The following is a 25,723-nucleotide window of genomic DNA, read 5'->3' as shown; positions in this document are numbered from 1 at the left end:
GGCGCTCTTAACCGCCGTTGCCGTTCTCCGACTCGTCTTCCGAGATGTGCTCGACCGACACCACGTGCTCGTCTTCGGCCGTATCGAACACGATGACGCCCTGGGTTGAGCGGCCTGCGACGCGAATTCCTTCCACAGGGCAGCGAATGAGCTGCCCCTTGTCGGTGACCAGCATGATCTGATCGCTGTCCTCGACCGGGAACGACGCCACAAGCTTGCCGTTGCGGTTGTTGACGGACATTGCGACGATGCCCTTTCCGCCGCGGCCCGTGGTGCGATACTCGAACGACGAACTGCGCTTGCCGTAGCCATTCTCGCTGATGGTCAGCACGAACTGTTCGGCAGCGGACATTTGCGCATAGCGCTCCTGACTGAGTTGCACTGTCGCCGATGTCTCTTCGGCATCCGAATCGCCGCTCTCCTCGGCAGCCGCCTCACCGGCAACCGCACGGCGCATTTTCAGATACGCAGCGCGCTCGTCTGACGACGCCTCAAGATGGCGGAGGATCGTGAGAGAGATTAGCTTGTCGCCATCGCCAAGCGCGATGCCGCGCACGCCCATCGAGGTGCGGCCGCTGAACACGCGCACATCTGTTACGGGGAAGCGGATGCACTGCCCGCCGGCGGCGGTCAGCAGCACGTCGTCGTTTTCAGTGGCGATCTGTACGTCGACGATGGCCTCACCCTCGTCGAGCTTCATCGCGATGATTCCCGAGCGGCGAACATCGACGAAATCCGAGAGCTTGTTGCGCCGGACGTTGCCGCCTGTGGTGGCGAACATCACGTCGAGATTGCTCCACGACGATTCATCTTCCGGCAGCGGCATAATGGTGGTGATGCGCTCACCCTGCTCCAGCGGCAGAATGTTGATCAGCGCCTTGCCGCGTGAATTCGGAGCGGCCATCGGCAGACGCCAGACCTTCTCCTTATAGACCTGGCCGCGAGACGAGAAGAACAGCACCGGCGTATGGGTCGACGCGATGAAGAGCCGGCTGACGAAATCCTCGTCGCGCGTCTGCATGCCCGAGCGGCCTTTGCCGCCGCGCTTCTGTGCGCGATAGGTCGAGAGCGGCACGCGCTTGACGTAGCCCGCGTGCGAAACGGTCACGACCATATCTTCGCGCTGGATCAGGTCCTCGTCTTCGACCTCGCCTTCCTGATCGATGATCTGGGTCCGGCGCGGCGTGGCGAACTCGTCCTTCACGGCCGTGAGTTCGTCCTTGATGATGGATTGAATCCGGGCGCGCGAACGCAGGATGTCGAGATAATCCGCGATCTCCGTGGCGAGCTTGTTCAACTCTTCGGAGATTTCCTCGCGGCCAAGCGCGGTCAGGCGCTGCAGGCGCAAATCGAGGATCGCTTTCGCCTGCTCCAGCGACAGGCGCGCGGTTCCGTCCTCGGCGATACGATGGCGCGGATCGTCGATCAGCGTGATCATCGTCGCCATGTCCTTGGCGGGCCAGTCGCGCGCCATCAAGGTTTCGCGTGCAGTGTTCGGATCAGGCGACGTCCGGATTACACGAATGACTTCATCGATATTTGCAACGGCGATGGCCAAGCCGACCAGGATGTGAGCACGGTCGCGTGCCTTGCCAAGCAGAAATTTGGTGCGCCGTGAAACCACGCTCTCGCGGAACGCGATGAACACGGTCAAAAGATCCTTCAGGTTCATCACCTGCGGGCGACCGCCATCGAGCGCCACCATGTTGGCCCCGAAATTGGTCTGTAGCGGTGTGAATTTATAGAGCTGGTTCAGCACCACCTCCGGCACCGCGTCACGCTTCAGCTCGACGACCACGCGATAACCGTCGCGGTCGGATTCGTCGCGCAGATCCGCGATGCCGTCGATCTTCTTCTCGCGCACCAGTTCGGCGATGCGCTCCACCATGCCCGCCTTGTTCACCTGATACGGGATTTCCGAGACGACGATCGCCTGACGGTCCTTGCGGATATCTTCGATCTCGACCTTGCCGCGCATCACGATCGAACCGCGGCCGAGATGGTAAGCCGCGCGGATGCCCTGACGGCCGAGAATGATGCCGCCGGTCGGAAAATCCGGTCCGGGAACGATGTTGATGATGTCGTCGATGCCGAGCGCCGGATCGTTGATCAGCGCGATACATGCGTCGATCACTTCGCCGAGATTGTGCGGCGGAATGTTGGTCGCCATGCCGACTGCGATGCCGCCGGCGCCGTTGACGAGAAGATTGGGAAACTTCGCGGGCAGAACCTTCGGCTCGCGCTCCGAGCTGTCGTAGTTCGGCTGGTAGTCGACCGTGTCCTTGTCGATGTCGTCGAGCAGCGAATGCGCGACCTTTTGCAGGCGCGCTTCGGTGTAACGCATCGCAGCCGCCATGTCGCCGTCGACCGAGCCGAAGTTGCCCTGCCCGTCGATCAGCGGCACGCGCATGGAAAAATCCTGCGCCATGCGCACCATCGCGTCGTAGACCGACTGGTCGCCGTGCGGATGGTATTTACCGATCACGTCACCGACGGTGCGTGCCGATTTGCGGTACGGTTTGTTCCACTCAAAGCCGTTTTCATACATCGCATAGAGAATGCGCCGATGAACCGGCTTCAAACCGTCGCGCGCATCCGGCAGTGCACGTGCCACGATCACGCTCATCGCGTAATCGAGGTAAGAGCGCTTCATCTCATCCGTAATCGAGACGGGACGGATATCAGCCGCCTCGGGTGGGCCGGACGGCGGATTTTCTTGGTCGGACAAGGTGCGAATCCTGGGTGCGAAATGCTCGTTTTATATAGGCGAATTCACACCGCAACGCCAACCGCATTTGGCGTCAAAATCGACGCAAATTCACCGGCCATTACAATGACTTACGTTGAGAGAAAAATCGATTTCAACCAGCGATTCCGGGAGGTGGAAAACTCTGATTCCAGAGCCGCCAATCACTGTCCAAAAGCGACCGCATGCATGATCCGGCCAGGGACGAAAGTGAACAGGCCAGCGATGACCAAACCGCCTGTGAAAATCGAGATCATCGTGATCCGGTGACCTCTCACACGATGGCTGTGCGCGTACCAAATGCCGAGCGGAAGCATGATGAGGCTGAAGATCGACAACAGATGAATGGGGCTCCATGGCTCGCCAAGCTTGATCTGGCGGCCATGTATCCAGAACGAACTGACCGCGACAGTCGCCATCAGCGCGACCCAGACCCAGCCCATGGTGCGGTGAGGAAGAGTGCCTTTTGGCAGCGAGAACTGAACAAGGCCTAGTGCAAGCGCGCCCATCGCGGCGAACGCATGCAGTTGAATGATCGACGGTGCATTGAGCAGCGGCGCGAAGCTCATTCTTCTCCCCACGGTACAGGCGTAAGACGCGATCAAAGCTGCGACCATCCGAATGCATGTTAATATCATTAACATTCGGCCAAGGCAATGTCGTACCCGGTCATTCGCGCAAAAAGCGCAGACTGTTCGCTCTCCTGTCGATTGCTTGATGACGCGGTCGTATCGCGCGCGTGGTCCGTGCGCGATCAGGTCAGATCAGCGCTGCAATACGGAGACGGTGAATTCAACACCGCCTCCGCAAACCTGATAGCATTCCGGCTTAGAAGGGAATGTCGTCGTTCATGTCGTCGTTGCGGCCACCGCCGGCGGCCACCCGGCGCGGAGGTGCAGAGCGCGAAGGTCCGGACGATCCGAAATCACCGCCCTCATCCGCTCCAAACGAGCCGCCACTGCTCTTGCCGTCGAGCATCGTCAGCGTCGAATTGAAGTTCTGCAGAACGACTTCGGTCGAATAGCGATCCTTGCCGTCCTTGTCCTGCCATTTGCGAGTCTGGAGCTGGCCCTCGATGTAAACCTTGGAGCCCTTCTTCAGATACTGCTCGGCAATCTTGCAAAGACCTTCGCTGAAGATCACGACACGATGCCATTCCGTCTTTTCTTTCCGCTCGCCGGAATTCTTGTCCCGCCAGGTATCCGAGGTCGCGATGCTCAGATTCGCGATCGGGCGGCCGTCCTGCGTGCGCTTGATTTCAGGGTCGGCGCCGAGGTTTCCAACCAGAATGACTTTATTGACGCTTCCCGCCATTACCGTTCTCCACTTTGGCGCACCGATACGGCGCGCCGAATCTGTCAGGATTTATGTACGCGGAACGACAATCCCACCTTGGGAGACGTCCGCCCTGCAAATGACCCTATACTTTCCGGCTCCCGGGATGAGGCCGCCGCGCCGGTTATCCACACGCAACCGGCATTGTCGCACAGACATAATACGTACTCTTTTTGTTCCCATGCAAGTGTTCCCGCAAAAGCAACCCTTTGTAGGACAAAACATTATCTGCGCGTGTTCCATTGAATGTGACGAAAACGTGATCAAATCATGGAACCCGCAGGCCGAATATCCCAAACAATTCCTTACGTTAGGAGCTTTCACTTCCCATCCGAGTGTTGCATTTCGGAGACGGCTTTTTCGGCGGAAGCCGGTATATTCGCGGCCATGAGATCGAGAATCCCATTGCGTTCGCGCCTTGGATAACTGCTTCGAAAAATCGGGGCGGACTTAAAACTGGAGAAGATGAAATGAAGAAGTTCTTGCTCGGCACCGTGGCACTCGTTGCCCTCGGTACTGCTTCGGCGGTCGCCGCTGATCTGCCAGCCCGCACCTACACAAAGGCGCCGGTTTATGCTGCGCCGATCTACAACTGGACCGGCATCTACGTGGGTGCGCACATCGGCGCCGCCTTCGGTGGTGATGATGGCTTCGCCACCACCGACCCGACCCTCGTCGGCAGCAACCGTGACGCAGCCTTCCTCGGCGGCGGTCAGATCGGCGCTGACTACCAGTTCGCTCCGAACTGGCTGGTTGGTATCGAAGGCCAGATCTCCGGCCTCTCGAACAGCGATCGTAATTTCACCAGCGGCGTGAACTCGTTCCGTGACCGCTCCGACTGGCTCGCTTCGGTCACCGGTCGCCTCGGCTACACCTGGGGTCCGGGACTGATCTACGCCAAGGGCGGTGTTGCGTTCCGTGACGACAACGGCCTCGCAGCGACCGCTGGCTTCCTGCCGGCTGTGACCGATCGCAACTCGACCGGCTACACCGTCGGTGGCGGCCTCGAATACATGTTCGCTCCGGCCTGGTCGGCGAAGGTTGAGTACCAGTACTACAACTTCGACACCACCAACGTTGCCTACACCAACGGTGGCGCTCAGGCTCTGTCCTACAAGGACGACCTCCACACTGTGAAGGTTGGCGTGAACTACCGCTTCAACTGGGGTGGCCCGGTCGTCGCGAAGTACTAAGCTTCGCTTCACCTGAGTCTCTCGGGAACACGGAAAGGCCGGCTCTTGAGCCGGCCTTTTTGTTTGGTGGTCACGACCCTATATCTCTCAAGTCCCACGAGACACCAAGCAGTTGATGGATCGCGAACAGGGCTGGAAATCCAGCCGCGTTCTCACTATGTTCTGCGGACAAGAATCTGATCGAGAATGAGAGCCGGCGAACGGTCATCGCGTTTTCCGGAACAGCGCCCTAGCTGCGCACCACGCGCTACCGGAACTCCCTTATGGATGAAGTGATCAAGGCAAACCGCAAACCGTCAGCCGGATCGAACTCGCGGGCCATTACGATTCGCGGCGCGCGCGAGCACAATCTCAAGAATATCGACCTCGCCATTCCGCGCGACAAACTGGTCGTTTTCACCGGCCTGTCAGGTTCCGGGAAATCCTCCCTCGCCTTCGACACCATCTACGCAGAAGGCCAGCGCCGCTACGTCGAATCGCTATCGGCTTACGCCCGTCAGTTTCTGGAAATGATGCAGAAGCCGGACGTCGATCAGATCGACGGCCTGTCGCCAGCCATTTCCATCGAACAGAAAACGACCTCCAAGAATCCGCGATCGACCGTGGGTACGGTCACTGAGATCTACGACTACATGCGCCTGCTCTGGGCGCGCGTCGGCATTCCCTATTCACCGGCGACGGGGCTCCCCATCGAAAGCCAGACCGTGTCGCAAATGGTGGATCGCGTGCTCGCGCTGCCCGAAGGCACCCGCCTCTACCTGCTGGCGCCGGTCGTTCAGGGCCGTAAGGGCGAGTACCGCAAGGAATTTGCCGAATATCTCAAGAAGGGATTCCAGCGGATCAAGGTCGACGGCAAGTTCTACGAACTGGCGGACGCGCCGACACTGGATAAGAAATTCCCCCACGACATCGACGTCGTGGTCGATCGTATCGTCGTGCGTCCCGATATGGCGCAGCGGCTTGCCGAATCGTTCGAGACCGCTTTGAAACTCGCCGAAGGCCTGGCCGTCGTCGAATTCGCCGATGCACCCGCAAGCGACGCTGCGTCAGAGAAGAAAGCGGAAAAGAAGACCGCAAAGATCCACGACAAGAGCGGACCCGAGCGGATTCTGTTCTCGGAGAAATTCGCCTGTCCGGTCTCCGGATTCACGATCCCGGAAATCGAGCCGCGCCTGTTTTCGTTCAACAACCCTTACGGTGCCTGCCCGAAATGCGGCGGCCTCGGCGTCGAACAGCATATCGATGCCGAACTGGTGATCCCGGACAAGGAACTAACCCTGCGCAAGGGCGCGATCGCGCCGTGGGCAAAATCGTCATCGCCTTACTACGTGCAGACACTGCAAGCGCTGGGGAAGTTCTACAAGTTCACACTCGACACCAAGTGGAAGGATCTGCCGAAGAAGACGAAAGACGCAATTCTGTTCGGCTCCGGTGATGACGAAATCAAGTTTTCCTATGAGGATGGCGTTCGGTCCTACGACACCAAGAAGCCGTTCGAGGGCGTGGTCACCAATATCGAGCGCCGCTTCCGCGAAACCGAAAGCGAGTGGGCGCGGGAAGAACTCGGCAAATACTTCAGCGACGTTCCGTGCGAAGCGTGCCACGGTTATCGCCTGAAGCCGGAAGCGCTTTCCGTCAAGATCGGCGGCAAGCATATTGGCGAAGTCGCCGAGCTTTCGGTTCTGCGCGCCGGGGAATGGTTCGAGAACGTTCCCAAGCAGTTGAACAAGCAGCAGAACGAGATCGCGACGCGCGTGCTCAAGGAAATTCGCGAGCGGCTATCGTTCCTGCTGGACGTCGGCCTGAACTACCTCACGCTGTCGCGATCATCCGGGACCTTGTCGGGCGGCGAAAGCCAGCGTATCCGCCTTGCCTCGCAGATCGGCTCAGGCCTGACCGGCGTGCTCTACGTGCTGGACGAACCTTCAATCGGGCTGCACCAGCGCGATAACGCGCGCTTGCTCGACACGTTGCGGCGGCTGCGCGATCTCGGCAACACGGTCATTGTCGTTGAGCACGACGAGGATGCCATCGAAACCGCGGACTATGTGGTGGACGTCGGCCCCGGTGCCGGCATGCATGGCGGCAACATCGTCGCCCAGGGCACACCGCAACAGGTGAAGAGCAATCCGAAATCGATGACCGGAAAGTATCTCACCGGTGAAATGTACGTGCCGATTCCCGAGCGCCGGCCGCCCAATCACCGCCGGACCATCAAGGTCGTCAACGCGCGCGGCAACAACCTCAAGAACGTGTCGGCGGAAATCCCGCTCGGGCTTTTCACCTGCGTCACCGGCGTCTCGGGCGGCGGCAAATCCACGCTGCTGATCGATACGCTGTACAAATCCATTGCGCGCAAGCTCAACAATGCCTCGGAAGGTCCCGCCCCTCACGACCGCATCGAGGGGCTCGAGCATATCGACAAGATCATCGACATCGACCAGTCGCCGATCGGGCGGACGCCGCGCTCAAATCCCGCGACCTACACCGGCGCCTTCACGCCGATCCGCGAATGGTTCGCCGGTTTGCCGGAATCCAAGGCGCGCGGTTATGAGCCGGGCCGTTTCTCGTTCAACGTGAAGGGCGGCCGCTGCGAGGCCTGTCAGGGCGACGGCGTCATCAAGATCGAGATGCACTTTCTGCCCGACGTCTACGTCACCTGCGACACCTGCAAGGGCAAGCGCTACAACCGCGAAACCCTCGAGGTGCTGTTCAAGGGCAAGTCGATCGCCGACGTGCTGGACATGACGGTGGAAGAAGCCGCCGAGTTCTTCAAGGCGGTGCCGCGTGTGCGCGAGACCTTCAAGACGCTCCATCGCGTCGGGCTCGACTACATTCATGTCGGCCAGCAAGCGACCACGCTCTCCGGCGGCGAAGCGCAACGCGTCAAGCTCGCCAAGGAACTCAGCAAGCGTGCAACCGGGCGGACGCTCTACATTCTCGACGAGCCCACAACCGGCTTGCATTTCCATGATGTCGCGAAACTGCTGGAAGTGCTGCATGAGCTGGTCGCTCAAGGCAACACCGTGGTCGTCATCGAGCACAATCTCGAGGTTATCAAGACCGCGGACTGGGTGATCGATCTTGGCCCGGAAGGTGGTGACGGCGGCGGAGAAATCGTCGCTTGGGGACCGCCGGAGGACATCGTCAAAGCGCCGCGCAGTTACACCGGGAAATTCCTCGCGCCGGTTCTGAAGAAGGGCCGCGCCGGAAAAATTCACGACACCGGCGAGGCCGCGGAGTAAAGCGGTCTCTCGCTGCCCGGAATGAGCCGTTACCTCACCCCGGTGCCCTTGCATCGCTGACAGGTAACGACCTTATCGCCTTTCTTAAGCAGGCCCTTGCCTTCGCAGTTTTTGCACTTCTGCTTCTTCTTGATGTTCGGGCCTTTCTCATTCGCCATGACGTTTTCCAATATGATGCGTTTCGATGAGCGAAGAAAATGGCTCGCCTGATTGCAATCGTGAGGCCAGCTTCGCTTGGGGCGCGATCATAGCATGGTCCCGCAGGGATCCGATTAAGTAAAAAAGCGGCGCACGGATCATACCGCGCGCCGTCGTTCGGCGGGTTGACCACATCATCCTGACGCGAAAGCGAGAAGCGTCAGGCGAAAGACATCATTGCCCGTGGTTGGCAAGCTCCTGGTCTGTCAGATTCCAGTCCTGCCACAACTTCAGAACAGCCAGCAGGAACACAACGCCACCGATGCCGGTGTGCCAGAACCTGAGCATGCCGCTGGCCGAATAGCCCAGCAGGTACGGCGCCGCGATCAGCCAGAGACCGAGCGCCATCTCACCTGCCTCCTCCCAGCGCTGGAGCGCGATGTACTCCATCTGGGCAAGGCCAAATACGAAAACGCCCGCAAGAACCGTGCACAGGATCGCGAATCCCGGCTCCGACAGCGTACCAAACCCGTAATTTGGCTGTCCCGTAAGCCAGGGCGACAGCACGATCAGCAGGCCCAACAGCATGCCGAACCAATCTTCCCATTTGCGATGAGTGTCGAAAAACCGAAAACCAGACATGTAAGACCTCCATTGAAAGAGGCATACGTCGGCGGGCCCGGTGTCGTCACATTCCGACTTGAAGACGACCATTCGGCCGCATCGGAGTATGTCCATTTCTAAACGTATGAAACCCCGGGGTTCCTGCAAGGTCCCAAGGACGGAATTTGTTGCTTCACCGGCGTATGAGGTGCGGTGCGGCGGACGGCTCGCCTTGCCCCATGGAATGTTGATAGACTCGCCGAATCTGACACCCCGAAGCGGAAGCCGACAATGACCGATGTACGGAACAACCCTGCCAAGAAGCGCTACGAACTCGACGTCGAAGGTCATATCGCGGCGACCTATTACGAACTGTCTGATGGCGTAATCACGTTTGTCCACACCGAAGTACCGGAGGCGCTCGGAGGCCGAGGCATCGGTTCGAAACTCATCAAGGAAACGCTCGATCAGGTGCGCGCCGCCGGGCTGAAAGTCATCGCCCAATGCCCTTTTGTGAAGGCGTACATCGGCAAGCATCAGGAATATGCCGATCTCCTGAAGTAAGTTCGCACCACAACAGGTCAACAGCAGAACGCAGGCGCCATGGATCAAGGCATCGTCCGCAACAACAAGTCCCTCAACCGCTACGAACTCGATGCAGACGGAGCGACCGCATTTGCCGATTATCGGCTGGCGCCGGGAAAGGTGATCATCACCCACACCGAAACGCCTCGCCCGTTGCGCGGCCGCGGCATCGCCTCAAAGCTGGTGCAAGGCGCGCTGGAGCAAATCCGCGCCGACGGCCTGAAGGTCGTGGCGGGATGCGGTTTCGTCGTGGACTATCTGGAGAAGCATCCAGAGTTCGCGGACGTTGCGGCTTAGTCCCCTCGTCGATCGCAAAAAAAGCCCGCCGGACGGCGGGCTTTCTATTTGCTCGACAGCGAACCGTGCCGCTCGAACAGCGTCAGACGATCTTGATCGACATATCCGGCAGGCCCTCCAGTTTGCAAAGGATGACGTCACCCTTCACAACCGGTCCGACATTCTCCGGCGTGCCGGAATAGATGATGTCGCCGGCCTTCAGCTCGCAGGCCTCGGACAACTTCGAGATTTGTTCGGCCACGCTCCAGATCATGTTGCTGAGATCGGAGCTCTGCTTCACCGTTCCGTTCACGGCGAGCGAGATCGCGCCTTTGGCAAAATGGCCGGTCTTGGTCACGGGGTGAATCGGGCCAATCACGGCGGAATTATCGAAGCTCTTGCCGATTTCCCACGGTTTCTTCTGGTCACCCATCGCGCGCTGAAGATCGCGGCGCGTCATATCGAGACCGAGAGCGTAACCGTAAACGCACTCGAGTGCTTTCTCCGGCGAAATATTGGAGCCGCCCGATTTCAGCGCGGCCACCAGTTCGACTTCATAGTGATAGTTCTTGGTCAGCGGCGGATACGGATGGTCTGCAATGGTTCCGATCGCGACGTTCTGGATCGCGTCGGTCGGCTTCTGGAAAAAGAACGGCGGCTCACGAGTCGGATCGGATCCCATCTCGCGCGCATGCGCCGCGTAGTTGCGGCCGATGCAATAGATGCGGCGAACGGGAAAAACCTCTTTCAGACCGACAATAGGGATCGTCGCCTGTGCGACGGGAAAAACTGCCTTCAGGCCGATTTCAGCGCTTGCCGTCTCGCTAAGTGCTGCGGTGCCGGCAAGGGCTGCCGCTCCGCCAGCCAGGATGTGTCTGCGGTTGAGTTTGGTCATGGTCGTTTCCCGTTTTGCTTTGTTGGCTTTGGCGCACTTGCCGCTCGTAAACGCGCGGCCGCGAACAACGGTTCGGAAGCGCTGGTATTTTGTATGCCGACGACGATGGTTTGAACAGAGGCCTCGTGCGCAAACGCAAGTGTGCGGCGCAACGAAAAAGGCCCGCCAACGGCGGGCCTTTCCAAATCCGGCACAAGGTCGCTGGATTAGTGCTTGAGATCGTCCGGCAGCTTGCCGCCGTTCGCAGCAAGCTTGGTCATGACCTGCTTGTGCAGCCAGATGTTCATCTTGGCCGAGTCGTTGGTGTCGCCATCATACTTCAGTTCCTTCGCAAGCTCCTTGCGAGCGGACAGGCTTGAATCGATGTCGAGGGCCTTCATCAAATCCACGATCGACGTGCGCCATTCGAGCTTTTCCCCCTTGGCAGCAACGGCCTTGTCGAGAATTGGCGCGACATCCACCATGGGGACGCTGCCGCCACCGCCTGCAGCCGATCCAGCACCGCCGGCGGGCTCAGCAGCTTCGGCCTTTGTGCCGAAAATCGCTCCCATGATCTTTCCAAAAATGCTCATATGTAAAACTCCCGATAGCCCGTCGATTGACTGGTGGATCTGATTGGCGCTTCCCCGCTCCGGCAGCACCGCACCGGTATCATGCAAGAGTGTAGACGGCTGGTCAGGGCTTGCCAATGCAGCAGCTCAACATTGCGCCGCGGCGATTTGAATTAAAGCTGTCAAAAAGACGCCACAATGACTCGGGTGTGACAACACTGATTGTTTGCAAAACCACAATCCATTTCATTCCTTTGCAGAACCTTGCTCTATCTGCCTGCTCATAAATTGCAGGCGATCGTGATGTTTCCGCAGATGACCTTTGACCAGCACTGCGTGCCCAGTCCGTCGGGCGTGGTTGCCTGCCGCGCCGCGGTTTGGCATGGATGCACGCCTCAAGGTGAGTATTAGTAGACGGTTCATGTTCGACGCGGTGGTTTTTGCAGGCGGTGGCAACCGCTGTTACTGGCAAGGCGGCTTCTATGAGGCTGCGGCTGCACGTCTTGGCCTGTCACCGAAACTCGTGGTCGGGGCAAGTGCTGGTGCATTTGCGGCAGCCTATTCGTTGCTCGAAGCCGGACCGGCTACCCGCGCGCGTGTGATAGGTGCCTGCGACCCGAAACTGAAAAATTTCGATTTCGCCGCGTGGCGCGCGGGCAAACCACTTTGCCCTGTCGGTCCGATGTTCCGCGAACTACTCGACCAGACCATTGACGCGAAAGCCTTCAGGCGGCTTCAGAACATGACCGACTTTCGGATCGCAGTCTCGCGGCTGCCGCGGGGCCTGTCCCCACCGATCGGCGCGGCCATCGGTATCGGCGTATATCAGTTGGAGAAGCAGCTTTTTCATCCGGTGCACCCGCGGTTCGGGCGCGCGCTTGGTTTCAGGCCAGAGTTCGTCGCGGCTGCCTCCCTTAACGACCCGCAACAGCTTCGCGAGGCACTGATGGCCAGCAGCGGCGTTCCGCCGTTCATGCCGGTCACCAATGTTGCGGGGCGGCCGGCCTTCGATGGCGGGCTCGTAGATAACGTTCCGGTTGAGCCGCTGGCGCCGATTGAGGCCGCCGGAGGCCGCTCGCTGGTGCTGCTCACCCGTGTCTACAAGACAATCCCACAGGTGAACGGACGCATCTACGCGCAGCCCTCGCAAAAGATCGGCGTCGGGCAATTCGACATTCGAAACCCGGACGGCATTCGGGATGCCTACGAACTCGGCCTTAAGGACGGCGACGCCTTTGCCTCCTCGCTCAATCGATGAAGCCGGTCTGACCCGGAAAGCGACACTTTTTAGCCGCGGTTGCGGGCAAGATTCGCGATAGGCTCATGTTCGCAGCAGGCGTTCAGATGACCGTTAGTTTTTTCCCACGCGCGGCCTTCGCCGCCTTTATCGTCCTTGTGCCGGCTTCATGGGCATCCGCCGCGACATGCGGCACCGGCAGTTTCGAGAGCTGGCTCGATAACTTTAAAAGGGAAGCCGCGGCGGAAGGAATCTCCCAGCAGGCAATCTCCCAGGGGTTGAACGGCATCACCCTCGACAACACCGTCCTCTCGCGCGATCGGTCGCAGCATGTCTTCCGCCAAAGCTTCGAGGAGTTTTCCGGCCGGATGGTGGCGCCGCGATTGGCCGTGGGCGCCAACAAGATGAAGCAGTTCGGTTCTGTGTTGTCCCGCATCGAGCAGCGCTATGGCGTTCCCGGCTCCGTTCTTGTCGCGATCTGGGGGCTCGAGACAGACTACGGCGTCAATATCGGAAAATTTCCGACCATTCGCTCGGTCGCAACGCTTGCTTACGATTGCCGGCGCTCCGAAATGTTTCGCGCGGAGTTGAAGGATGCCCTGCGCATTGTCGATCAGGGCGATCTGTCGCCCGCAGACATGCGCGGTGCCTGGGCCGGTGAAATCGGGCAAACGCAGTTCATGCCGTCGTCATACATCAAATTTGCCGTCGACTTCGACGGCAACGGACGGCGCGATCTGCTGCGAAGCGCACCCGATGTGCTGGCCTCGACCGCGAACTTCCTTGCCAGTCACGGCTGGAAGCGCGGTCAGCCCTGGGATCCGGGCAGCGAGAATTTTGCGGTGATCCAACAGTGGAACAAAAGCGAAGTCTACTCGAAGACAATCGCCTATTTCGCGAGTCAGCTTGATCGCGCACCCTGAGCGATGATGCGGCAGCAAAGTTACTGCCGCATCACCACGTCCTGGCTGTCAGTGCTTATGAGCAGGCTCGCTGGTTGCTCCCATCGCATTGACGTCGAAACTGACGTCGAGCTTGCCCGCCTTTTCGAACGCCAGCGTGGCCTTCAGCTTGTCGCCCTGCTTCAGCGGCTGCTTGATGTCCATGAACATCATGTGGAAGCCGCCGGGCTTAAGTTCGACGGTCTCGCCGGGCTTGATGGTCAAGCCGTCAGTCAGCGGCCGCATCTTCATCACCCCGTCGGTCATCGACATCTCGTGAATCTCCACGCGGTCGGCACCAGCCGAGATCGCGCTGACAAGACGGTCGGCAGACTTGCCGTTGTTGGTAATCTTGAGATAGCCGCCGGCAATCTTGGCGCCGCCCGGCGTCGCGCGAGTCCATGGCGCGGCGACAATCAAATCACCGGCCTTGAAGGTGTCACTGCCTGACTTGGGCGCTGCCATCTTCCCATGGTCCATTTGACTGTGATCCATTTGCGCCTGCGCAACTGTCGCCGTATCAGCAACGATCCGCAGCACGGGAGCCGGTGATTTCAGGGTGTGTGGATTCTGCCCTTCTGACGCGATCTGATCCCAGCGAACCTCACCCTTGGCGCATTGCTGGACCGTGGGGAATGCAATCGCCTGCCCCGATGGAAAATCCGTGATGAAGCTGGTGAACACGAACTCGTCGTAGTTGTCGTCCGCCAGCGATCCGCCCGACCAGACGATCTCCTTTGGACCTTCGGCGACGGTCTTGCCGTGATTCTGGTAAGACTTGGCGTAGGCGCCACGGGTAATGCTGAGGGTCCATCCCGCCTTCGGCATCGGCTTTACGCCGATGACACCTTCCGGGATCTGGACACGGACGGTCTGCGTGGCCGCGCCATCGCAGCCGTGAGGTACCTGGAACACTGCCTTGTAGTACGTGTTGGCGCGCGCCTCTCCGGTCGCGAGCGTCACATGGGCGGATGCAGATGGTTGCGAAGCGATGACGGCCGCTGCCGTCAGGCCAGCGCCGGTCAGCAGCCGCTGAAGGCCGCGGAAGTTGATAATCATGTTGTCCTCGAATGATGCTGAAAGAGAGTTCTGAACGAAGGTCTCAAGTCAGCTTCGGCGGAGCCCTTGCCGAAAAAGCCAGTTGCCGTTCAATTTCCGGCAGCGCCAACTGCCGGGAAGCTGACATTCGCTCATAGGCTGTGGCGTGCGTCCGGAGCACCATGCGATCGGGTGGTGCAGCGATCTGACCCGCCAGGCAGGCGCTAAAGCAATCGTGAGGCGCGCTCGGCTGTCCTGGCTCAGTCCCGCCCGGCGTTATCTTGCCAGAGCAAATGGCGCTGACGCCGCCCGCTACCCCGGCCGCAGCCTGAGCGCCGCTCCAGACCACCAGGAGAGCCTGAATCACCATCGCCTGCGACAGCGCAAGGGTCAGGAGCAACCGGCGAACTGAATAGCGATCTCGCATCCAGCGGCTATGCCACGCCGCCGGTTGGACGTCCACAATTCGGCGTCGCGCGCCTTGGGTCACGGGATACATCGGTCGGGATCGACATGATAAAATGAATTATTGTTCGCTATTAGTAGATACTCGGAACTATACGTGAGTAGCCGTAGGAAGCTTTCGGTGCCATTTATCCAGCACATGGCTTAGCGTAGCCACTTATTCCAATACCGTCGTGACGGCCGAGCAGAATTTATGTCTCCTTTGCGTCAACTCAATGAAATACAGAGCTAAAATTGGCTTTTGCACGAAGACAGGCCGATTAAATCTGAACAATCTTAGCTGAAAGATTAATCACTTCTTACTTTAGATATGCACTATACGATTAGCTGCATCGCAACATTTGCGGTGTTGCAGCGCAGAATCGTCCCCTATATTCAGTCTCAACGATGACGCTACTCCAAGAGCTGAATCGGGATTACGAAGGAGACTAACTATGCTGCTCTCATTTATCCGCGCTATCCAGGCGTTCCGTGACTATCAGCGCAATGTCGCTGAGCTGTCCCAGTTGAGCGATCGGGAACTGGCCGATATCGGACTCGATCGGTCCGACATCCAGCGGGTCGCAGCGGGCGCCTACAACGGCTAAACGCCGCGAACTGCATCACCAACGGATTACGCCCGCATCTTGCGGGCGTTGTCGTATCTGGCGCACGACACAGACGGCCGCCCCGGCATCAAGCGTTGCGTCGGGGTCCTGTGAGCTTTAGTTGTGAGCCATGACAGCTCACACCAATCATGAAACAGACGCCGTCCACGTGATCGGCGGCGGACTGGCCGGCTCGGAAGCCGCGTGGCAGATCGCCAATGCCGGCGTCAACGTCGTGCTGCACGAGATGCGCCCGGTCCGCACGACCGATGCCCATCGCACCGACAGCCTTGCCGAACTCGTCTGTTCCAATTCGTTCCGCTCCGATGACGCGGCCAATAACGCCGTGGGCCTACTGCACGCGGAACTGCGCAAGCTGAACTCCCTCATCATGCGCAGCGCCGACGCCAATCAGGTGCCCGCAGGCGGCGCGCTTGCGGTGGACCGCGACGGCTTTTCGGCAGCCGTCAGCGCAGCGCTCACCGCACATCCGAAAATCGAAATTCGCCGCGAGGAAATCGCCGGATTGCCACCCGCCGAATGGCAGAACGTGATCGTCGCGACCGGCCCGCTGACATCCCCCGCGCTCGCCGACGCGATCCGGGGACTGTCCGGCGAAGATGCCCTCGCCTTCTTCGATGCGATTGCGCCCATCGTTCATCGCGACAGCATCAACATGGACGTCGCGTGGTTTCAGTCGCGCTACGACAAGGTGGGCCCCGGCGGCACCGGCGCCGATTATCTCAACTGTCCGATGACACGCGAGCAATATGACGCTTTTGTCGACGCGCTCATCGCGGGCGAGAAAACCGACTTCAAGGAATGGGAAACCAACACGCCCTACTTCGACGGTTGTCTGCCGATCGAAGTGATGGCCGCGCGCGGCCGCGAGACGCTGCGTCACGGGCCGATGAAGCCGGTCGGACTGACCAACCCGCGCGATCCCACGGTCAAGCCATATGCGATCGTCCAGCTTCGACAGGATAACAAGCTCGGCACGCTCTACAATATTGTCGGCTTCCAGACCAAGCTGAAACACGGGGCGCAGACGCACGTGCTTCGCGCCATTCCAGGCCTTGAGAACGCGGAATTCGCGCGGCTCGGCGGCCTGCATCGCAACACTTTCCTGAACTCGCCGAAACTCCTCGATCCGCAATTGCGACTGCACGCCCAGCCACGTCTGCGGTTCGCGGGACAGATGACGGGCTGCGAAGGCTACGTCGAATCTGCAGGTATCGGTCTGCTCGCGGGGCTGTTCGCAGCGGCGGACATCAAGCGCAGCAGCATCGCGCCACCCCCGCCAACAACCGCGCTCGGCGCGCTGCTCGGCCACATCACCGGCGGCCATATCGAAACCATCGACGCCGGGCCGCGCTCATTCCAGCCGATGAACATCAACTTCGGATTGTTTCCGCCGCTGGCGTCGCCGCCGACCAAGAAGCCGGACGGCACGCGGCTGCGCGGTAATGAAAAGACAATCGCGAAGAAGCAGGCGATCAGCGCGCGCGCGCTGTCGGATCTTGATCGCTGGATCGCAGATACGCTCCATGTGGCTGACGCAGCGTAACGGCAAAACAGCGGCAAACTTCTCCGCAAAAGGCGAAGTGGTGACTGAATGATGTCGCTCAGACGGATCGGGATCCAGTGGGCGCAAAGGCGCGGAATTAACTTGACTGACCCCGCCTGAACGCAGCTTCACGCCTTGAAAGACGTCCCGCTTACCGCGCGTGGCCGTGTAAGCGTTGCACATTTCCGTAGCGGCTTAGTCAATCGACTTCAAATTCTCGAATATCCGGTTTCTATCGGGTTTGGATGGTGCGGCATTTTCAACGCGAGCAGCCAGCGCAAGCATTCCGAGAGTCATGACTATGATCAGTGCTATCGCCGTCCAATGAAGTTTGCCAATCGGCTCGACGTGCCTGTCCTTGTCCGATACGGCCATGTCATCACCTCGAAAATCGACACCTCGAATTCGCGTGATTCCTGACAGACTCCCCAATCCTTCACCATTTGGAAGTTACGTGGGCAGCCTTCTGCTTAACCGAAGGCAGAAAGCAAGGGGACCAAGCTACGTCGGCTTGATGCTTAAGCCTTGAACGGCTTCGCACTGGCCGCGCGCCAGGTCGTCCAGAGGATGCCCAGCCGCGATAGCAACGGCGGCGCGAACGGCTCGGATGACTCAAGCCGCGTCAGATTTTTTCCGATGACCGCAAGCGGAAGAAATGCAGCACGCGCGGAAAGCGGCGCGCTGGCAAGCATCGCTATCGCTTGCTGCAGTTGGGAGGCTGCCTCGCGGCGCAAATGCGCCAGCGCCTCCCTGAGCGGCTGGCTTGCCTGCCGCAGAAAGAACTCTTCGGCGATCACGCCGTGAAGATTCATCAGATCGCCTGGCAGATAAAGCTGACGGCGCGCGGCGTGGCGCGGCATCGCCAGCATGACATCGACCAATCCTTCCGCAATGCCGGCATGTTCGGCGATGCGTACGGCCTCCGGTGACTTCAGGCCCAGCACCTTTGCACGCAAGCCGTAGAGCGCCGCCGATGTATCCCGGCAATGTGCCTCCAGCGCGGCCATGTCAGGCATGGGGTCGTCATAGACATCGAACACATGGGCGTCGATCAGGCGCACGAAGGTCTCGATCGGCAGATTGTGGTGCGTAATGGCGCGCAGCAATTCCGCCGCGACCGGATTGGCCTCGGCTTCGCCGCGAGACCCCTGCCCCTCACCGGTCAGAACATCGCGCCACCATTGCAGCCGGATTTCACCGGGCAATGGCTGGCTGACGTGATCGCGGACATGAGCGACTTCGGCATTGAACGCCGCCAGCGCAAGCCAGGCCCGCCGCGCTTCCGGCGATACGAACAGGCTTGCGGCATAGGTTCTGAAATCCCGCGCGCGCACCAGATCGGCGCAAAACGCTGCGGCGTCATTGCTGGGCGCGTTGCTCATGGCACGGCAATCAGCGCCGCCGCGACGCGCCGCCGTTCGCCCATCATGACGTTGTAGGTGCGGATCGCGGGTCCCGTCTGCATGGTGTCCAGTACGATATGGACCTGCCGCAGCGCATTGCGCAGCGGCGCGGGGGCGATCCAGACACCGCTTCCCGTCCCGATCAGCAGCGTATCGATGTCATTGGCATGCTCGAACACGCGTTCCAGCGAATACCGGTCGATGTCCTTGGGGTCCGTGACCGGCCACGCCCAGATCGCATCCGGCAGGCACAGCAGCGAGCCGCGATGCGACATGTCGGCGAACCGAAAACCGCCGTTGCCGTAGGCTTCGATCAGCGCTGACCGCGGAAGGTGCAGTCCTTCGGGCGCGTGATTACCGGATTTCTGAAGTTCGTGATCCATCTCACCACCGCCTGCAATAAGATGGCCCTACCTTCGTCATTGCGAGCGAAGCGAAGCAATCCATCTTGACCATAACAAGAGTGGATTGCTTCGTCGCAAGGGCTCCTCGCAACGACGATTACGGCTTCGACGGCTTGTCCTCACCGCCCCGGTTTTCGCCGACGCCGAGATAGATCAGGATCGGCGCTGCGATGAAGATCGACGTATAGGTGCCGACCAGAACCACGCCGAACGTCATCGTCGCCGCGAAGCTGTGGATCGCCTTGCCGCCGAACAGCAGCAGCGCAAGCAATGCCAGCGTCACCGTGACGTGGGTGATGATCGAGCGCGACAGCGTCGAGTTGATCGACGTGTTGAGCAGTTCCGGCATCGGCATTTTCTTGTACCGCCGCAGCATTTCACGAATACGGTCATAGATGACGACCGTGTCGTTCAGCGAATAGCCGAGAATGGTGAGCAGCGCGGCGATGCTGGTCAGGTCGAATTCGATCTGGGTGATCGACATGAAGCCGAGCGTCAGCACGATGTCGTGGACGTTGGCGATCATCGCGCCAAGCGAGAACTGCCACTCGAACCGGAACCAGAGATAGATGAAGATGCCCGCGATCGCGAGCATCAGGCCGACCGTGCCGTAGGCGAGCAGTTCGCTCGACACGCGCGGACCAACGACTTCGACACGGCGATACTCGACGCTGTCACCGAACAGCTGGCGAACCTTCTGCACCGCAGCCTGCTGCGCCTGATCGCCGCCCGGCTGTTCGGCGATACGAATCAGAACGTCGGAGGGACCGCCAAACTGCTGAAGCTGGACGTCGCCGAAATTCAGCGTCGTTAGCTGCGCGCGCAATGCCGCGATGTCGGCGGGGCCGGACTTGGTCTGGATTTCAAGCAGCGTCCCGCCCTTGAAGTCGATGCCGAAATTCAGCCCGTGGACGAAATAGAGGCCGATAGCCAGCAGCGACAGCAACGCGGAAATCGGAAAGCTGATGCGGCGGAAGCGCATGAAGTCGAACTTCGTATCGTCCGGGACGATGCGAAGCGCGGGGATCACGCCATAGATGCTGAGGCCTGTCAGAACGACAATGAAGATGGCGAGTGCGACGATGATGGTATGAGTCACGGCTTATACAATCCTCAAATCGGCACGGTCTTGGGCCGCTTCCACGCCACCCACATCGCAACAATCAGCCGGGTCACGGTGAAAGCCGTGAACACGGTGGTCAGAATGCCGATGCCGAGGGTCACGGCGAAGCCGCGCACCGGTCCGGTGCCGATGTAGAACAGCACTGCCGCCGCGATGAACGTTGTGATGTTGGAGTCCAGAATGGTCGCGAGCGCGCGCGTGAAGCCCGCATCGATGGCGGAGATCGCGGTTCGCCCGGCGCGCAATTCCTCGCGGATGCGCTCATAGATCAGCACGTTCGAGTCGACCGCAATGCCGACCGTCAGCACGATGCCGGCGATGCCGGGCAGCGTCAGCGTGGCGTTGAGCAGCGACAGGATGCCGAAGATCATGGCGACGTTGATCGCGACCGCGACGTTGGCGAAGAAGCCGAACAGCCGGTAGGTCAGCAGCATGAATACGATGACCAGCACCGAGCCGACATAGGACGCGAGTTCGCCGGCGGCGATCGAGTCCTGTCCGAGTCCCGGCCCGACCGTGCGCTCTTCAATGATGGTCAGCGGCGCAGGCAGTGCACCCGCGCGCAGCAGGATCGCCAGATCGTTGGCGCCCTGCACCGTGAAGCTGCCGGAAATCTGGCCGGAGCCGCCGGTGATCGGCTCACGGATGACGGGCGCGGAAATTACTTCGTTGTCGAGAACGATGGCGAACGGCTGTCCGACGTTCTCAAGCGTGGCCTGCGCGAACTTGCGCGCACCCGATGTATTGAAGCGGAAGCTGACGATCGGCTCGCCGGAGCGCTGGTCAAAGCCGGGCTGCGCGTCGGTCAGGTCGCCGCCCGAGACCAGCACCTGCTTCTTGATGACATAAGGCACCTTCGGAGAGGACGCGCTCATCAGGACTTCAGAGTCCGGAGGCACCCGCCCCTGCTGCGCCTGATCCGCCGGCACAGTCGTATCGACCATGCGGAAGTCGAGCTTCGCGGTCTTGCCGAGCAGTTCCTTGAGGCGGGTCGGGTCCTGCAGGCCAGGCACCTGCACCAGAATGCGATCGACGCCCTGACGCTGGATCAGCGGCTCGACGGTTCCCAGTTCATTGATGCGGCGTTCGACGATCTGGATCGACTGCTCGACCGACTGGCGGATGCGTTCCGTGATCGCGGCCGGAGGAACGGTCAGGCGGATCAATCCGCCGCCGGCATCACTGACTTCGACGCTGCGTTGTCCGCTCGAGCCGAGCAATCCGCCGAGCGGCTGCGAGAGTTCGCGCAGCTTGGCGAGCGCGGCGGTCAGATCTGTATCCTTGACGCGGACCTCGACGGTTTCGCCGCGAACCGCAAGGCCCGTGTAGCCGATTTTGGCGTCGCGCAGCGTGCGCCGCACGTCATCGCGAACCTGATCGAGCTTGTCCTTCTTGACCGAGTTGGAATCGACTTCGAGCAGGATGTGCGAACCACCCTGCAAGTCGAGACCGAGCACGACATGACGCTGGGCCCACTTCGGCCAGCTCTTGACGGTCGCTTCGGGAAAGAAGTTCGGAACCGCGCAAAGGCAAACGATCAAGGCGGTCAGGATGACCGCCAGTGCCTTCCACCGCGTGAAATACAACATCGATGTAAGTCCGTCAGATTGATGAAACCGCGGCGATCAGCGCGTCAGCTCGCGGCTGTCTCTTCCTTGGAATCCTTGGCGGGCTCGCCTTTGGTGCGAACGCCCGAGATCATCCCACGCATCTGACGAATGCGCACGCCGTCGGCGATTTCGACTTCGATCTGGTCGTCATCGACCACCTTGGTCACCTTGCCGACAAGGCCGCCATTGGTGACGACGGTATCGCCGCGACGGATGTTCTTCACCAGTTCCTGATGGTCCTTCAGCTTCTTCTGCTGCGGCTTGAGGATCAGGAAGTACATGATGACGAAGATCAGCGCGAACGGCAGCAACGACATCAGCATGCTGTTGGTGTCAGCGGCACCGGCAGCCTGAGCAAAGGCAGGAGTAATGAACATACGAAAAGTCCTCGGGAAGGCGCCCGCCATCGGGCGAAACGCGTCGTGTTGTGGCCGTTTTGGCCGAATTTGCGCGGACTATAGCGGCCAGCGTCCCAATTGCAACGGGACCGGAGGTGCCGATTTTGCCATGCATTTGTGGCGCTTGCGGGTATTGGCGCGCCTCGCTAAGGGTGCCTCCCAAGGGGGCTGAATCATGTCCAAAAAACCCAGTAAAAAGGCCTCTCGGGCCGCCGCGAAGTCACGTCCCGGCAAGGCGATCAAAACCGCGACAAAACGCCCTGCCGCAGCAGCCAAAACCGAGACCGGACGCATCGCGCGGGCGCTCGAGAGCATCGCCGCGAGCCTGAACGCATCCGCGGCCAAGCCGTCGAGCGCTGATTCCCTCAAAAGCGCCGCTGCGTTCGTCTGGCAGCCCAACGGCCGACTGGTACCGGTTCCGAAAGTGAACCGCGTCGATCTCGGCCTGCTCCGGGGAATCGACCGGATGCGCGACATCCTGATCGAGAACACCGAGCGCTTCGCCAAGGGCCTTCCTGCCAACAACGCCCTGCTCTGGGGCGCGCGCGGCATGGGCAAGTCGTCGCTCGTGAAGGCGGCACATGCCAGCGTGAACGCCATGCCCGAAGTGAACGGCCGGCTGAAGCTGATCGAAATTCACCGCGAGGACATCGAGAGCCTGCCGCTGCTGATGTCGCTGCTGCGCGAATCCGATTTCCATTTCATCGTGTTCTGCGACGACCTGTCGTTCGATGGCAACGACGCGTCCTACAAGTCGCTCAAGGCGGTGCTTGAAGGCGGCATCGAGGGCCGCCCCGAGAACGTCATCCTCTATGCGACCTCGAACCGCCGCCATCTGCTCTCGCGCGACATGATCGAGAACGAGCGCTCGACCGCGATCAACCCGAGCGAGGCCGTCGAGGAAAAGGTCTCGCTGTCGGACCGTTTCGGCCTGTGGCTCGGCTTCCACAAGTGCAGCCAGGACGAATATCTCGAGATGGTGCGCGGCTACTGCAAGCACTTCGGCGTCAGGATGGCTGACGATCAGCTCACGCGCGAAGCCCTGGAATGGTCCACCACACGCGGATCGCGCTCGGGCCGCGTCGCCTGGCAGTTCACGCAGGAAATCGCCGGACGGATGGGCGTGAAGCTGGCCGCGAAATAGCGTCTCGCAATATCCCCGCAAAGAAAAACCCCGGCCTCGCAGCCGGGGTTTCGTTTTGGATTCTGACGGCGGCGATCACGCGCCGTTCAGGAATTGAAGCGGGTCGACGGCTGAAGATCCCTTGCGGATCTCGAAGTGAAGCTGCGGCGACCCCACCTCTCCCGTCTGACCCGATTTGGCAATGATCTGGCCGCGCTTGATCGTATCTCCGCGCTTCACCATCAGTTCACTCGCGTGGGCATACGCGGTGACATAACCGTTGGAGTGCCGCACCAGGATCAGATTGCCATAACCCTTAAGTTCGTTGCCCGAGTAAGCAACCACGCCGTCTTCCGCGGCCTTGACCGGCGTGCCTTCGGGAACGGCGACATTGATGCCGTCGTTCTGTTTACCGTTGTTCTTCGCTCCGTAAGCGGCGATGACGCGTCCACGCACCGGCCAGCGGAATGTCGGCAAGGCATTGGTCGCATCAGCCGCCTTTACAGGCGACGCTTCAGGCAGGTCGGCCGCAGGGGCTTCAGCGGCGACACGCGCCTTCTGCTGAGGCTCGGCGGATGCAACAGTCACCGGCTTCGCAGCAGGCGCAGGCGCGGCAACCGCAGGTTTCGGTGCTTCCGCGATAACCTGCGGCGCCGGTGCTGCCGCGACGGCCTTGCCGCCGGGAATGTTGATCTTGGAGCCGATCTTGAGCTGGGTCGTAACCGGAATGTTGTTGGCCGCGGCAAGCTGCGCGGGTGCGATGTTGTGACGGCGCGAGAGGTTCATCAGCGTGTCGCCGGACTTGACGACATGAACGCTTGCGGGAAGCGCAGCAGCAACCTTCGTACCCGGCGCGGTCGACAGCGCCGGCGGAGCGGCCTGCGCCATGCGGCGCGGAATGACGAGCTGCTGCCCCGGCTGAAGGACGCGAGGTCCGCCGTAGCCGTTCGCTTTCAGGATTTCGGATGACGGAACATTGTAGCGCTTCGAGATGACATCGAGCGTGTCGGCGGTGCCGACGATGATCGTGGTGCCGCCCTCGCGGCTCCATCCTGAGGTCGCGGCAACGGAGCGTGGCGCAACCGATGCCGTGGTTTCGATCGGCGAAGACGACGGAGGCGCGTAGGACGCCATGCCCCTGCCACCGCCCGACGTACCGACAGCGGCCGGTGCAGACAACGGCGCGGAGATGACCGGAGCAGAATGCGGGCGCGCGTATTGCGGAAGCTCGCGGGGCTGCTGCTGATAGGATTCCTGCTGCGGGTGAGCCTGATAAGGCGCGCCGCGATAATTGCTCGGGACCGAGCCGGTCGCGTCCGCACTGCGCGACGCAAACGGGTTGGAGAACGATGTATCGGAGAACCGTGTCGAGGTATCGGCGCTACATCCGCCAAATCCGACAGAGACGAGCGCCAGAACCACGAAATGCGGCGCGTGACGCGAGTTGATCAACTCGACAAAGCGGGACATGGTTACTCACTCGTACGCAACTAACACAAATTTGAGTAAACACAGTCCGAGTAAATAACTCTTTAAGGCTCGAATTCCGCCTTACTTCCTAACGCGTAACGCCGCTCACAACTCGCGCGCAATGCCGGGCAGCGCCGGCACGAAACGCACCGCGACAAGCTCCTCCCGGTTGAAACTGTCGCCGTTCCGGACCATGCGGATCAGCACCTGCCGGTCGTCCACTGGCCCAACAGGAGCGATCAGAATGCCGCCTGGCTCCAGCCGCCCGAGCAGCGCGTCGGGAATTTCCTCCATCGCCGCGGTTACGATGATCCGGTCGAACGTGCCGAGCGTTTCCGGCAGGTCGAATCCGTCGCCGAGTTTCACGTCGACGTTGCGGCAACCGAGTTCGGTCAGGACCAGCTTCGCGCGATCCGCCAGCGTGCGAAACCGCTCCAGCGACACCACGTCACGGCACAACTTCGAGAGGATCGCGGCCTGATAGCCCGAGCCTGTCCCTATCTCCAGGACGCGGTTTTCCGGCCTCAGATCGAGCTGTTCGGTCATGTAGGCCACGACGAACGGCTGGCTGATGGTCTGCCCGCAGGCGATGCCGAGAGCGGTGTCGCGGTACGCGTAGGCGCGGTCCATCGCCGTCACGAACAGTTCGCGCGGGACATCCTCCATCGCTTTCAGCACGGCCTGATTGCTGATACCGCGCTGCCGCAAGTTCAACTGAAACATCATCTTGTCGTGCGGCGTGGGCTGGGACGACGGCATGCGTGATCAACGTTGAAAGCGGGAACGGGCT

General features: G+C 60.5%; 24 protein-coding genes. 9 read left to right on the top strand and 15 right to left on the bottom strand.

Features of this window, described 5'->3' with window-relative positions:
• Positions 1–7: 7 nt before the first annotated feature.
• The 3 genes from gyrA to ACP7AL_RS20360 form a co-directional block, all read right to left on the bottom strand.
• Positions 8–2,728, bottom strand: a complete 2,721-nt coding sequence (gene gyrA, locus ACP7AL_RS20370) for a DNA gyrase subunit A (RefSeq protein WP_425993790.1) — start codon at positions 2,726–2,728, stop codon at positions 8–10.
• Between the two features lie 182 nt (positions 2,729–2,910).
• Positions 2,911–3,315, bottom strand: a complete 405-nt coding sequence (locus ACP7AL_RS20365; protein WP_425993788.1) for a DUF2306 domain-containing protein — start codon at positions 3,313–3,315, stop codon at positions 2,911–2,913.
• A 259-nt stretch (positions 3,316–3,574) separates the two neighbouring features.
• Positions 3,575–4,060: a single-stranded DNA-binding protein gene (locus ACP7AL_RS20360; RefSeq protein WP_006020646.1), complete on the bottom strand. Its 486-nt coding sequence runs from the start codon at positions 4,058–4,060 to the stop codon at positions 3,575–3,577.
• 491 nt (positions 4,061–4,551) lie between these two features.
• On the opposite strand from ACP7AL_RS20360, the gene ACP7AL_RS20355 reads away from it, so the two are divergent.
• Together ACP7AL_RS20355 and uvrA are read left to right on the top strand one after the other, a co-directional pair.
• The gene (locus tag ACP7AL_RS20355; RefSeq protein ID WP_425993786.1) at positions 4,552–5,274 is read left to right on the top strand and encodes an outer membrane protein; all 723 of its coding nucleotides are present in this window, start codon (positions 4,552–4,554) and stop codon (positions 5,272–5,274) included.
• 263 nt (positions 5,275–5,537) lie between these two features.
• Positions 5,538–8,519, top strand: coding sequence for an excinuclease ABC subunit UvrA (gene uvrA, locus ACP7AL_RS20350; RefSeq protein WP_006020648.1), 2,982 nt, complete (start codon positions 5,538–5,540; stop codon positions 8,517–8,519).
• Between the two features lie 372 nt (positions 8,520–8,891).
• Here the strand turns inward: uvrA and ACP7AL_RS20345 are convergent, their stop codons facing one another.
• Complete coding sequence (locus tag ACP7AL_RS20345; protein WP_425993783.1) at positions 8,892–9,299, bottom strand: SPW repeat protein; 408 nt, start codon at positions 9,297–9,299, stop codon at positions 8,892–8,894.
• A 252-nt stretch (positions 9,300–9,551) separates the two neighbouring features.
• Here ACP7AL_RS20345 and ACP7AL_RS20340 point away from each other — a divergent pair, with 252 nt between their 5' ends.
• Positions 9,552–9,824: a GNAT family N-acetyltransferase gene (locus ACP7AL_RS20340; protein ID WP_425993781.1), complete on the top strand. Its 273-nt coding sequence runs from the start codon at positions 9,552–9,554 to the stop codon at positions 9,822–9,824.
• A gap of 39 nt (positions 9,825–9,863) precedes the next feature.
• A complete protein-coding gene (locus ACP7AL_RS20335) occupies positions 9,864–10,142 on the top strand; it encodes a GNAT family N-acetyltransferase (RefSeq protein WP_425993779.1) in 279 nt (92 codons plus the stop codon).
• An 82-nt stretch (positions 10,143–10,224) separates the two neighbouring features.
• Here the strand turns inward: ACP7AL_RS20335 and ACP7AL_RS20330 are convergent, their stop codons facing one another.
• Complete coding sequence (locus ACP7AL_RS20330) at positions 10,225–11,016, bottom strand: fumarylacetoacetate hydrolase family protein (RefSeq protein WP_425993777.1); 792 nt, start codon at positions 11,014–11,016, stop codon at positions 10,225–10,227.
• Positions 11,017–11,222: 206 nt separating this feature from the next.
• On the bottom strand, positions 11,223–11,588 hold the full coding sequence (locus ACP7AL_RS20325; protein ID WP_006020654.1) for a DUF3597 domain-containing protein: 366 nt from the start codon (positions 11,586–11,588) through the stop codon (positions 11,223–11,225).
• A 361-nt stretch (positions 11,589–11,949) separates the two neighbouring features.
• On the opposite strand from ACP7AL_RS20325, the gene ACP7AL_RS20320 reads away from it, so the two are divergent.
• The gene (locus ACP7AL_RS20320; protein ID WP_425993774.1) at positions 11,950–12,825 is read left to right on the top strand and encodes a patatin-like phospholipase family protein; all 876 of its coding nucleotides are present in this window, start codon (positions 11,950–11,952) and stop codon (positions 12,823–12,825) included.
• Between the two features lie 86 nt (positions 12,826–12,911).
• On the top strand, positions 12,912–13,727 hold the full coding sequence (locus ACP7AL_RS20315) for a lytic murein transglycosylase (RefSeq protein ID WP_425993772.1): 816 nt from the start codon (positions 12,912–12,914) through the stop codon (positions 13,725–13,727).
• Positions 13,728–13,775: 48 nt separating this feature from the next.
• Here the strand turns inward: ACP7AL_RS20315 and ACP7AL_RS20310 are convergent, their stop codons facing one another.
• Positions 13,776–14,804 carry a DUF1775 domain-containing protein gene (locus tag ACP7AL_RS20310; RefSeq protein ID WP_425993770.1) on the bottom strand — a complete coding sequence of 343 codons (1,029 nt, stop codon included), beginning with the start codon at positions 14,802–14,804 and terminating at the stop codon, positions 13,776–13,778.
• Positions 14,805–15,682: 878 nt separating this feature from the next.
• Here ACP7AL_RS20310 and ACP7AL_RS20305 point away from each other — a divergent pair.
• Together ACP7AL_RS20305 and trmFO are read left to right on the top strand one after the other, a co-directional pair.
• The gene (locus ACP7AL_RS20305; protein WP_002711692.1) at positions 15,683–15,835 is read left to right on the top strand and encodes a DUF1127 domain-containing protein; all 153 of its coding nucleotides are present in this window, start codon (positions 15,683–15,685) and stop codon (positions 15,833–15,835) included.
• Positions 15,836–15,965: 130 nt separating this feature from the next.
• On the top strand, positions 15,966–17,402 hold the full coding sequence (gene trmFO / locus ACP7AL_RS20300) for a methylenetetrahydrofolate--tRNA-(uracil(54)-C(5))-methyltransferase (FADH(2)-oxidizing) TrmFO (RefSeq protein ID WP_425993768.1): 1,437 nt from the start codon (positions 15,966–15,968) through the stop codon (positions 17,400–17,402).
• A 195-nt stretch (positions 17,403–17,597) separates the two neighbouring features.
• Here trmFO and ACP7AL_RS20295 read toward each other — a convergent pair whose 3' ends face one another.
• From ACP7AL_RS20295 to yajC, 6 genes are all read right to left on the bottom strand, one after another.
• A complete protein-coding gene (locus tag ACP7AL_RS20295; RefSeq protein ID WP_006020659.1) occupies positions 17,598–17,777 on the bottom strand; it encodes a hypothetical protein in 180 nt (59 codons plus the stop codon).
• 143 nt (positions 17,778–17,920) lie between these two features.
• Positions 17,921–18,784, bottom strand: coding sequence for a phytoene/squalene synthase family protein (locus tag ACP7AL_RS20290; RefSeq protein WP_425993765.1), 864 nt, complete (start codon positions 18,782–18,784; stop codon positions 17,921–17,923).
• Positions 18,781–19,188 (bottom strand): Mth938-like domain-containing protein, encoded by a 408-nt coding sequence (locus ACP7AL_RS20285; RefSeq protein ID WP_425993763.1) that lies wholly within the window; start codon positions 19,186–19,188, stop codon positions 18,781–18,783. The genes ACP7AL_RS20290 and ACP7AL_RS20285 overlap by 4 nt, the downstream gene beginning before the upstream one ends.
• Before the next feature lie 118 nt (positions 19,189–19,306).
• Entirely contained in the window at positions 19,307–20,308 is a 1,002-nt protein-coding gene (gene secF / locus ACP7AL_RS20280; protein ID WP_006020662.1) for a protein translocase subunit SecF, read from the bottom strand.
• A gap of 14 nt (positions 20,309–20,322) precedes the next feature.
• Complete coding sequence (gene secD / locus ACP7AL_RS20275) at positions 20,323–21,921, bottom strand: protein translocase subunit SecD (RefSeq protein ID WP_425993761.1); 1,599 nt, start codon at positions 21,919–21,921, stop codon at positions 20,323–20,325.
• Between the two features lie 44 nt (positions 21,922–21,965).
• Positions 21,966–22,319, bottom strand: coding sequence for a preprotein translocase subunit YajC (gene yajC / locus ACP7AL_RS20270; protein WP_006020664.1), 354 nt, complete (start codon positions 22,317–22,319; stop codon positions 21,966–21,968).
• A gap of 196 nt (positions 22,320–22,515) precedes the next feature.
• Here yajC and ACP7AL_RS20265 point away from each other — a divergent pair, with 196 nt between their 5' ends.
• Positions 22,516–23,484: an ATP-binding protein gene (locus ACP7AL_RS20265; RefSeq protein WP_425993759.1), complete on the top strand. Its 969-nt coding sequence runs from the start codon at positions 22,516–22,518 to the stop codon at positions 23,482–23,484.
• Positions 23,485–23,559: 75 nt separating this feature from the next.
• Here the strand turns inward: ACP7AL_RS20265 and ACP7AL_RS20260 are convergent, their stop codons facing one another.
• Together ACP7AL_RS20260 and ACP7AL_RS20255 are read right to left on the bottom strand one after the other, a co-directional pair.
• Positions 23,560–24,933: a peptidoglycan DD-metalloendopeptidase family protein gene (locus tag ACP7AL_RS20260; RefSeq protein ID WP_425993757.1), complete on the bottom strand. Its 1,374-nt coding sequence runs from the start codon at positions 24,931–24,933 to the stop codon at positions 23,560–23,562.
• 105 nt (positions 24,934–25,038) lie between these two features.
• On the bottom strand, positions 25,039–25,692 hold the full coding sequence (locus ACP7AL_RS20255) for a protein-L-isoaspartate(D-aspartate) O-methyltransferase (RefSeq protein ID WP_425993755.1): 654 nt from the start codon (positions 25,690–25,692) through the stop codon (positions 25,039–25,041).
• Positions 25,693–25,723 lie beyond the last annotated feature (31 nt).

This window comes from Afipia sp. DC4300-2b1 (genome assembly GCF_049895725.1).
GTDB classification, from domain to species: Bacteria; Pseudomonadota; Alphaproteobacteria; order Rhizobiales; family Xanthobacteraceae; genus Afipia; species Afipia broomeae.
This window is presented reverse-complemented; position numbering and strand designations above follow the sequence as displayed.

What these genes read in the sequence shown, in the direction of transcription:
- ACP7AL_RS20365 (WP_425993788.1), bottom strand. Translation starts at nt 3,315, where the DNA reads ATGAGCTTCGCGCCGCTGCTCAATGCACCGTCGATCATTCAACTGCAT.
- ACP7AL_RS20360 (WP_006020646.1), bottom strand. Translation starts at nt 4,060, where the DNA reads ATGGCGGGAAGCGTCAATAAAGTCATTCTGGTTGGAAACCTCGGCGCC.
- ACP7AL_RS20355 (WP_425993786.1), top strand. Translation starts at nt 4,552, where the DNA reads ATGAAGAAGTTCTTGCTCGGCACCGTGGCACTCGTTGCCCTCGGTACT.
- uvrA (WP_006020648.1), top strand. Translation starts at nt 5,538, where the DNA reads ATGGATGAAGTGATCAAGGCAAACCGCAAACCGTCAGCCGGATCGAAC.
- ACP7AL_RS20345 (WP_425993783.1), bottom strand. Translation starts at nt 9,299, where the DNA reads ATGTCTGGTTTTCGGTTTTTCGACACTCATCGCAAATGGGAAGATTGG.
- ACP7AL_RS20340 (WP_425993781.1), top strand. Translation starts at nt 9,552, where the DNA reads ATGACCGATGTACGGAACAACCCTGCCAAGAAGCGCTACGAACTCGAC.
- ACP7AL_RS20335 (WP_425993779.1), top strand. Translation starts at nt 9,864, where the DNA reads ATGGATCAAGGCATCGTCCGCAACAACAAGTCCCTCAACCGCTACGAA.
- ACP7AL_RS20330 (WP_425993777.1), bottom strand. Translation starts at nt 11,016, where the DNA reads ATGACCAAACTCAACCGCAGACACATCCTGGCTGGCGGAGCGGCAGCC.
- ACP7AL_RS20325 (WP_006020654.1), bottom strand. Translation starts at nt 11,588, where the DNA reads ATGAGCATTTTTGGAAAGATCATGGGAGCGATTTTCGGCACAAAGGCC.
- ACP7AL_RS20320 (WP_425993774.1), top strand. Translation starts at nt 11,950, where the DNA reads ATGGATGCACGCCTCAAGGTGAGTATTAGTAGACGGTTCATGTTCGAC.
- ACP7AL_RS20315 (WP_425993772.1), top strand. Translation starts at nt 12,912, where the DNA reads ATGACCGTTAGTTTTTTCCCACGCGCGGCCTTCGCCGCCTTTATCGTC.
- ACP7AL_RS20310 (WP_425993770.1), bottom strand. Translation starts at nt 14,804, where the DNA reads ATGATTATCAACTTCCGCGGCCTTCAGCGGCTGCTGACCGGCGCTGGC.
- ACP7AL_RS20305 (WP_002711692.1), top strand. Translation starts at nt 15,683, where the DNA reads ATGCTGCTCTCATTTATCCGCGCTATCCAGGCGTTCCGTGACTATCAG.
- trmFO (WP_425993768.1), top strand. Translation starts at nt 15,966, where the DNA reads ATGACAGCTCACACCAATCATGAAACAGACGCCGTCCACGTGATCGGC.
- ACP7AL_RS20295 (WP_006020659.1), bottom strand. Translation starts at nt 17,777, where the DNA reads ATGGCCGTATCGGACAAGGACAGGCACGTCGAGCCGATTGGCAAACTT.
- ACP7AL_RS20290 (WP_425993765.1), bottom strand. Translation starts at nt 18,784, where the DNA reads ATGAGCAACGCGCCCAGCAATGACGCCGCAGCGTTTTGCGCCGATCTG.
- ACP7AL_RS20285 (WP_425993763.1), bottom strand. Translation starts at nt 19,188, where the DNA reads ATGGATCACGAACTTCAGAAATCCGGTAATCACGCGCCCGAAGGACTG.
- secD (WP_425993761.1), bottom strand. Translation starts at nt 21,921, where the DNA reads ATGTTGTATTTCACGCGGTGGAAGGCACTGGCGGTCATCCTGACCGCC.
- yajC (WP_006020664.1), bottom strand. Translation starts at nt 22,319, where the DNA reads ATGTTCATTACTCCTGCCTTTGCTCAGGCTGCCGGTGCCGCTGACACC.
- ACP7AL_RS20265 (WP_425993759.1), top strand. Translation starts at nt 22,516, where the DNA reads ATGTCCAAAAAACCCAGTAAAAAGGCCTCTCGGGCCGCCGCGAAGTCA.
- ACP7AL_RS20260 (WP_425993757.1), bottom strand. Translation starts at nt 24,933, where the DNA reads ATGTCCCGCTTTGTCGAGTTGATCAACTCGCGTCACGCGCCGCATTTC.
- ACP7AL_RS20255 (WP_425993755.1), bottom strand. Translation starts at nt 25,692, where the DNA reads ATGCCGTCGTCCCAGCCCACGCCGCACGACAAGATGATGTTTCAGTTG.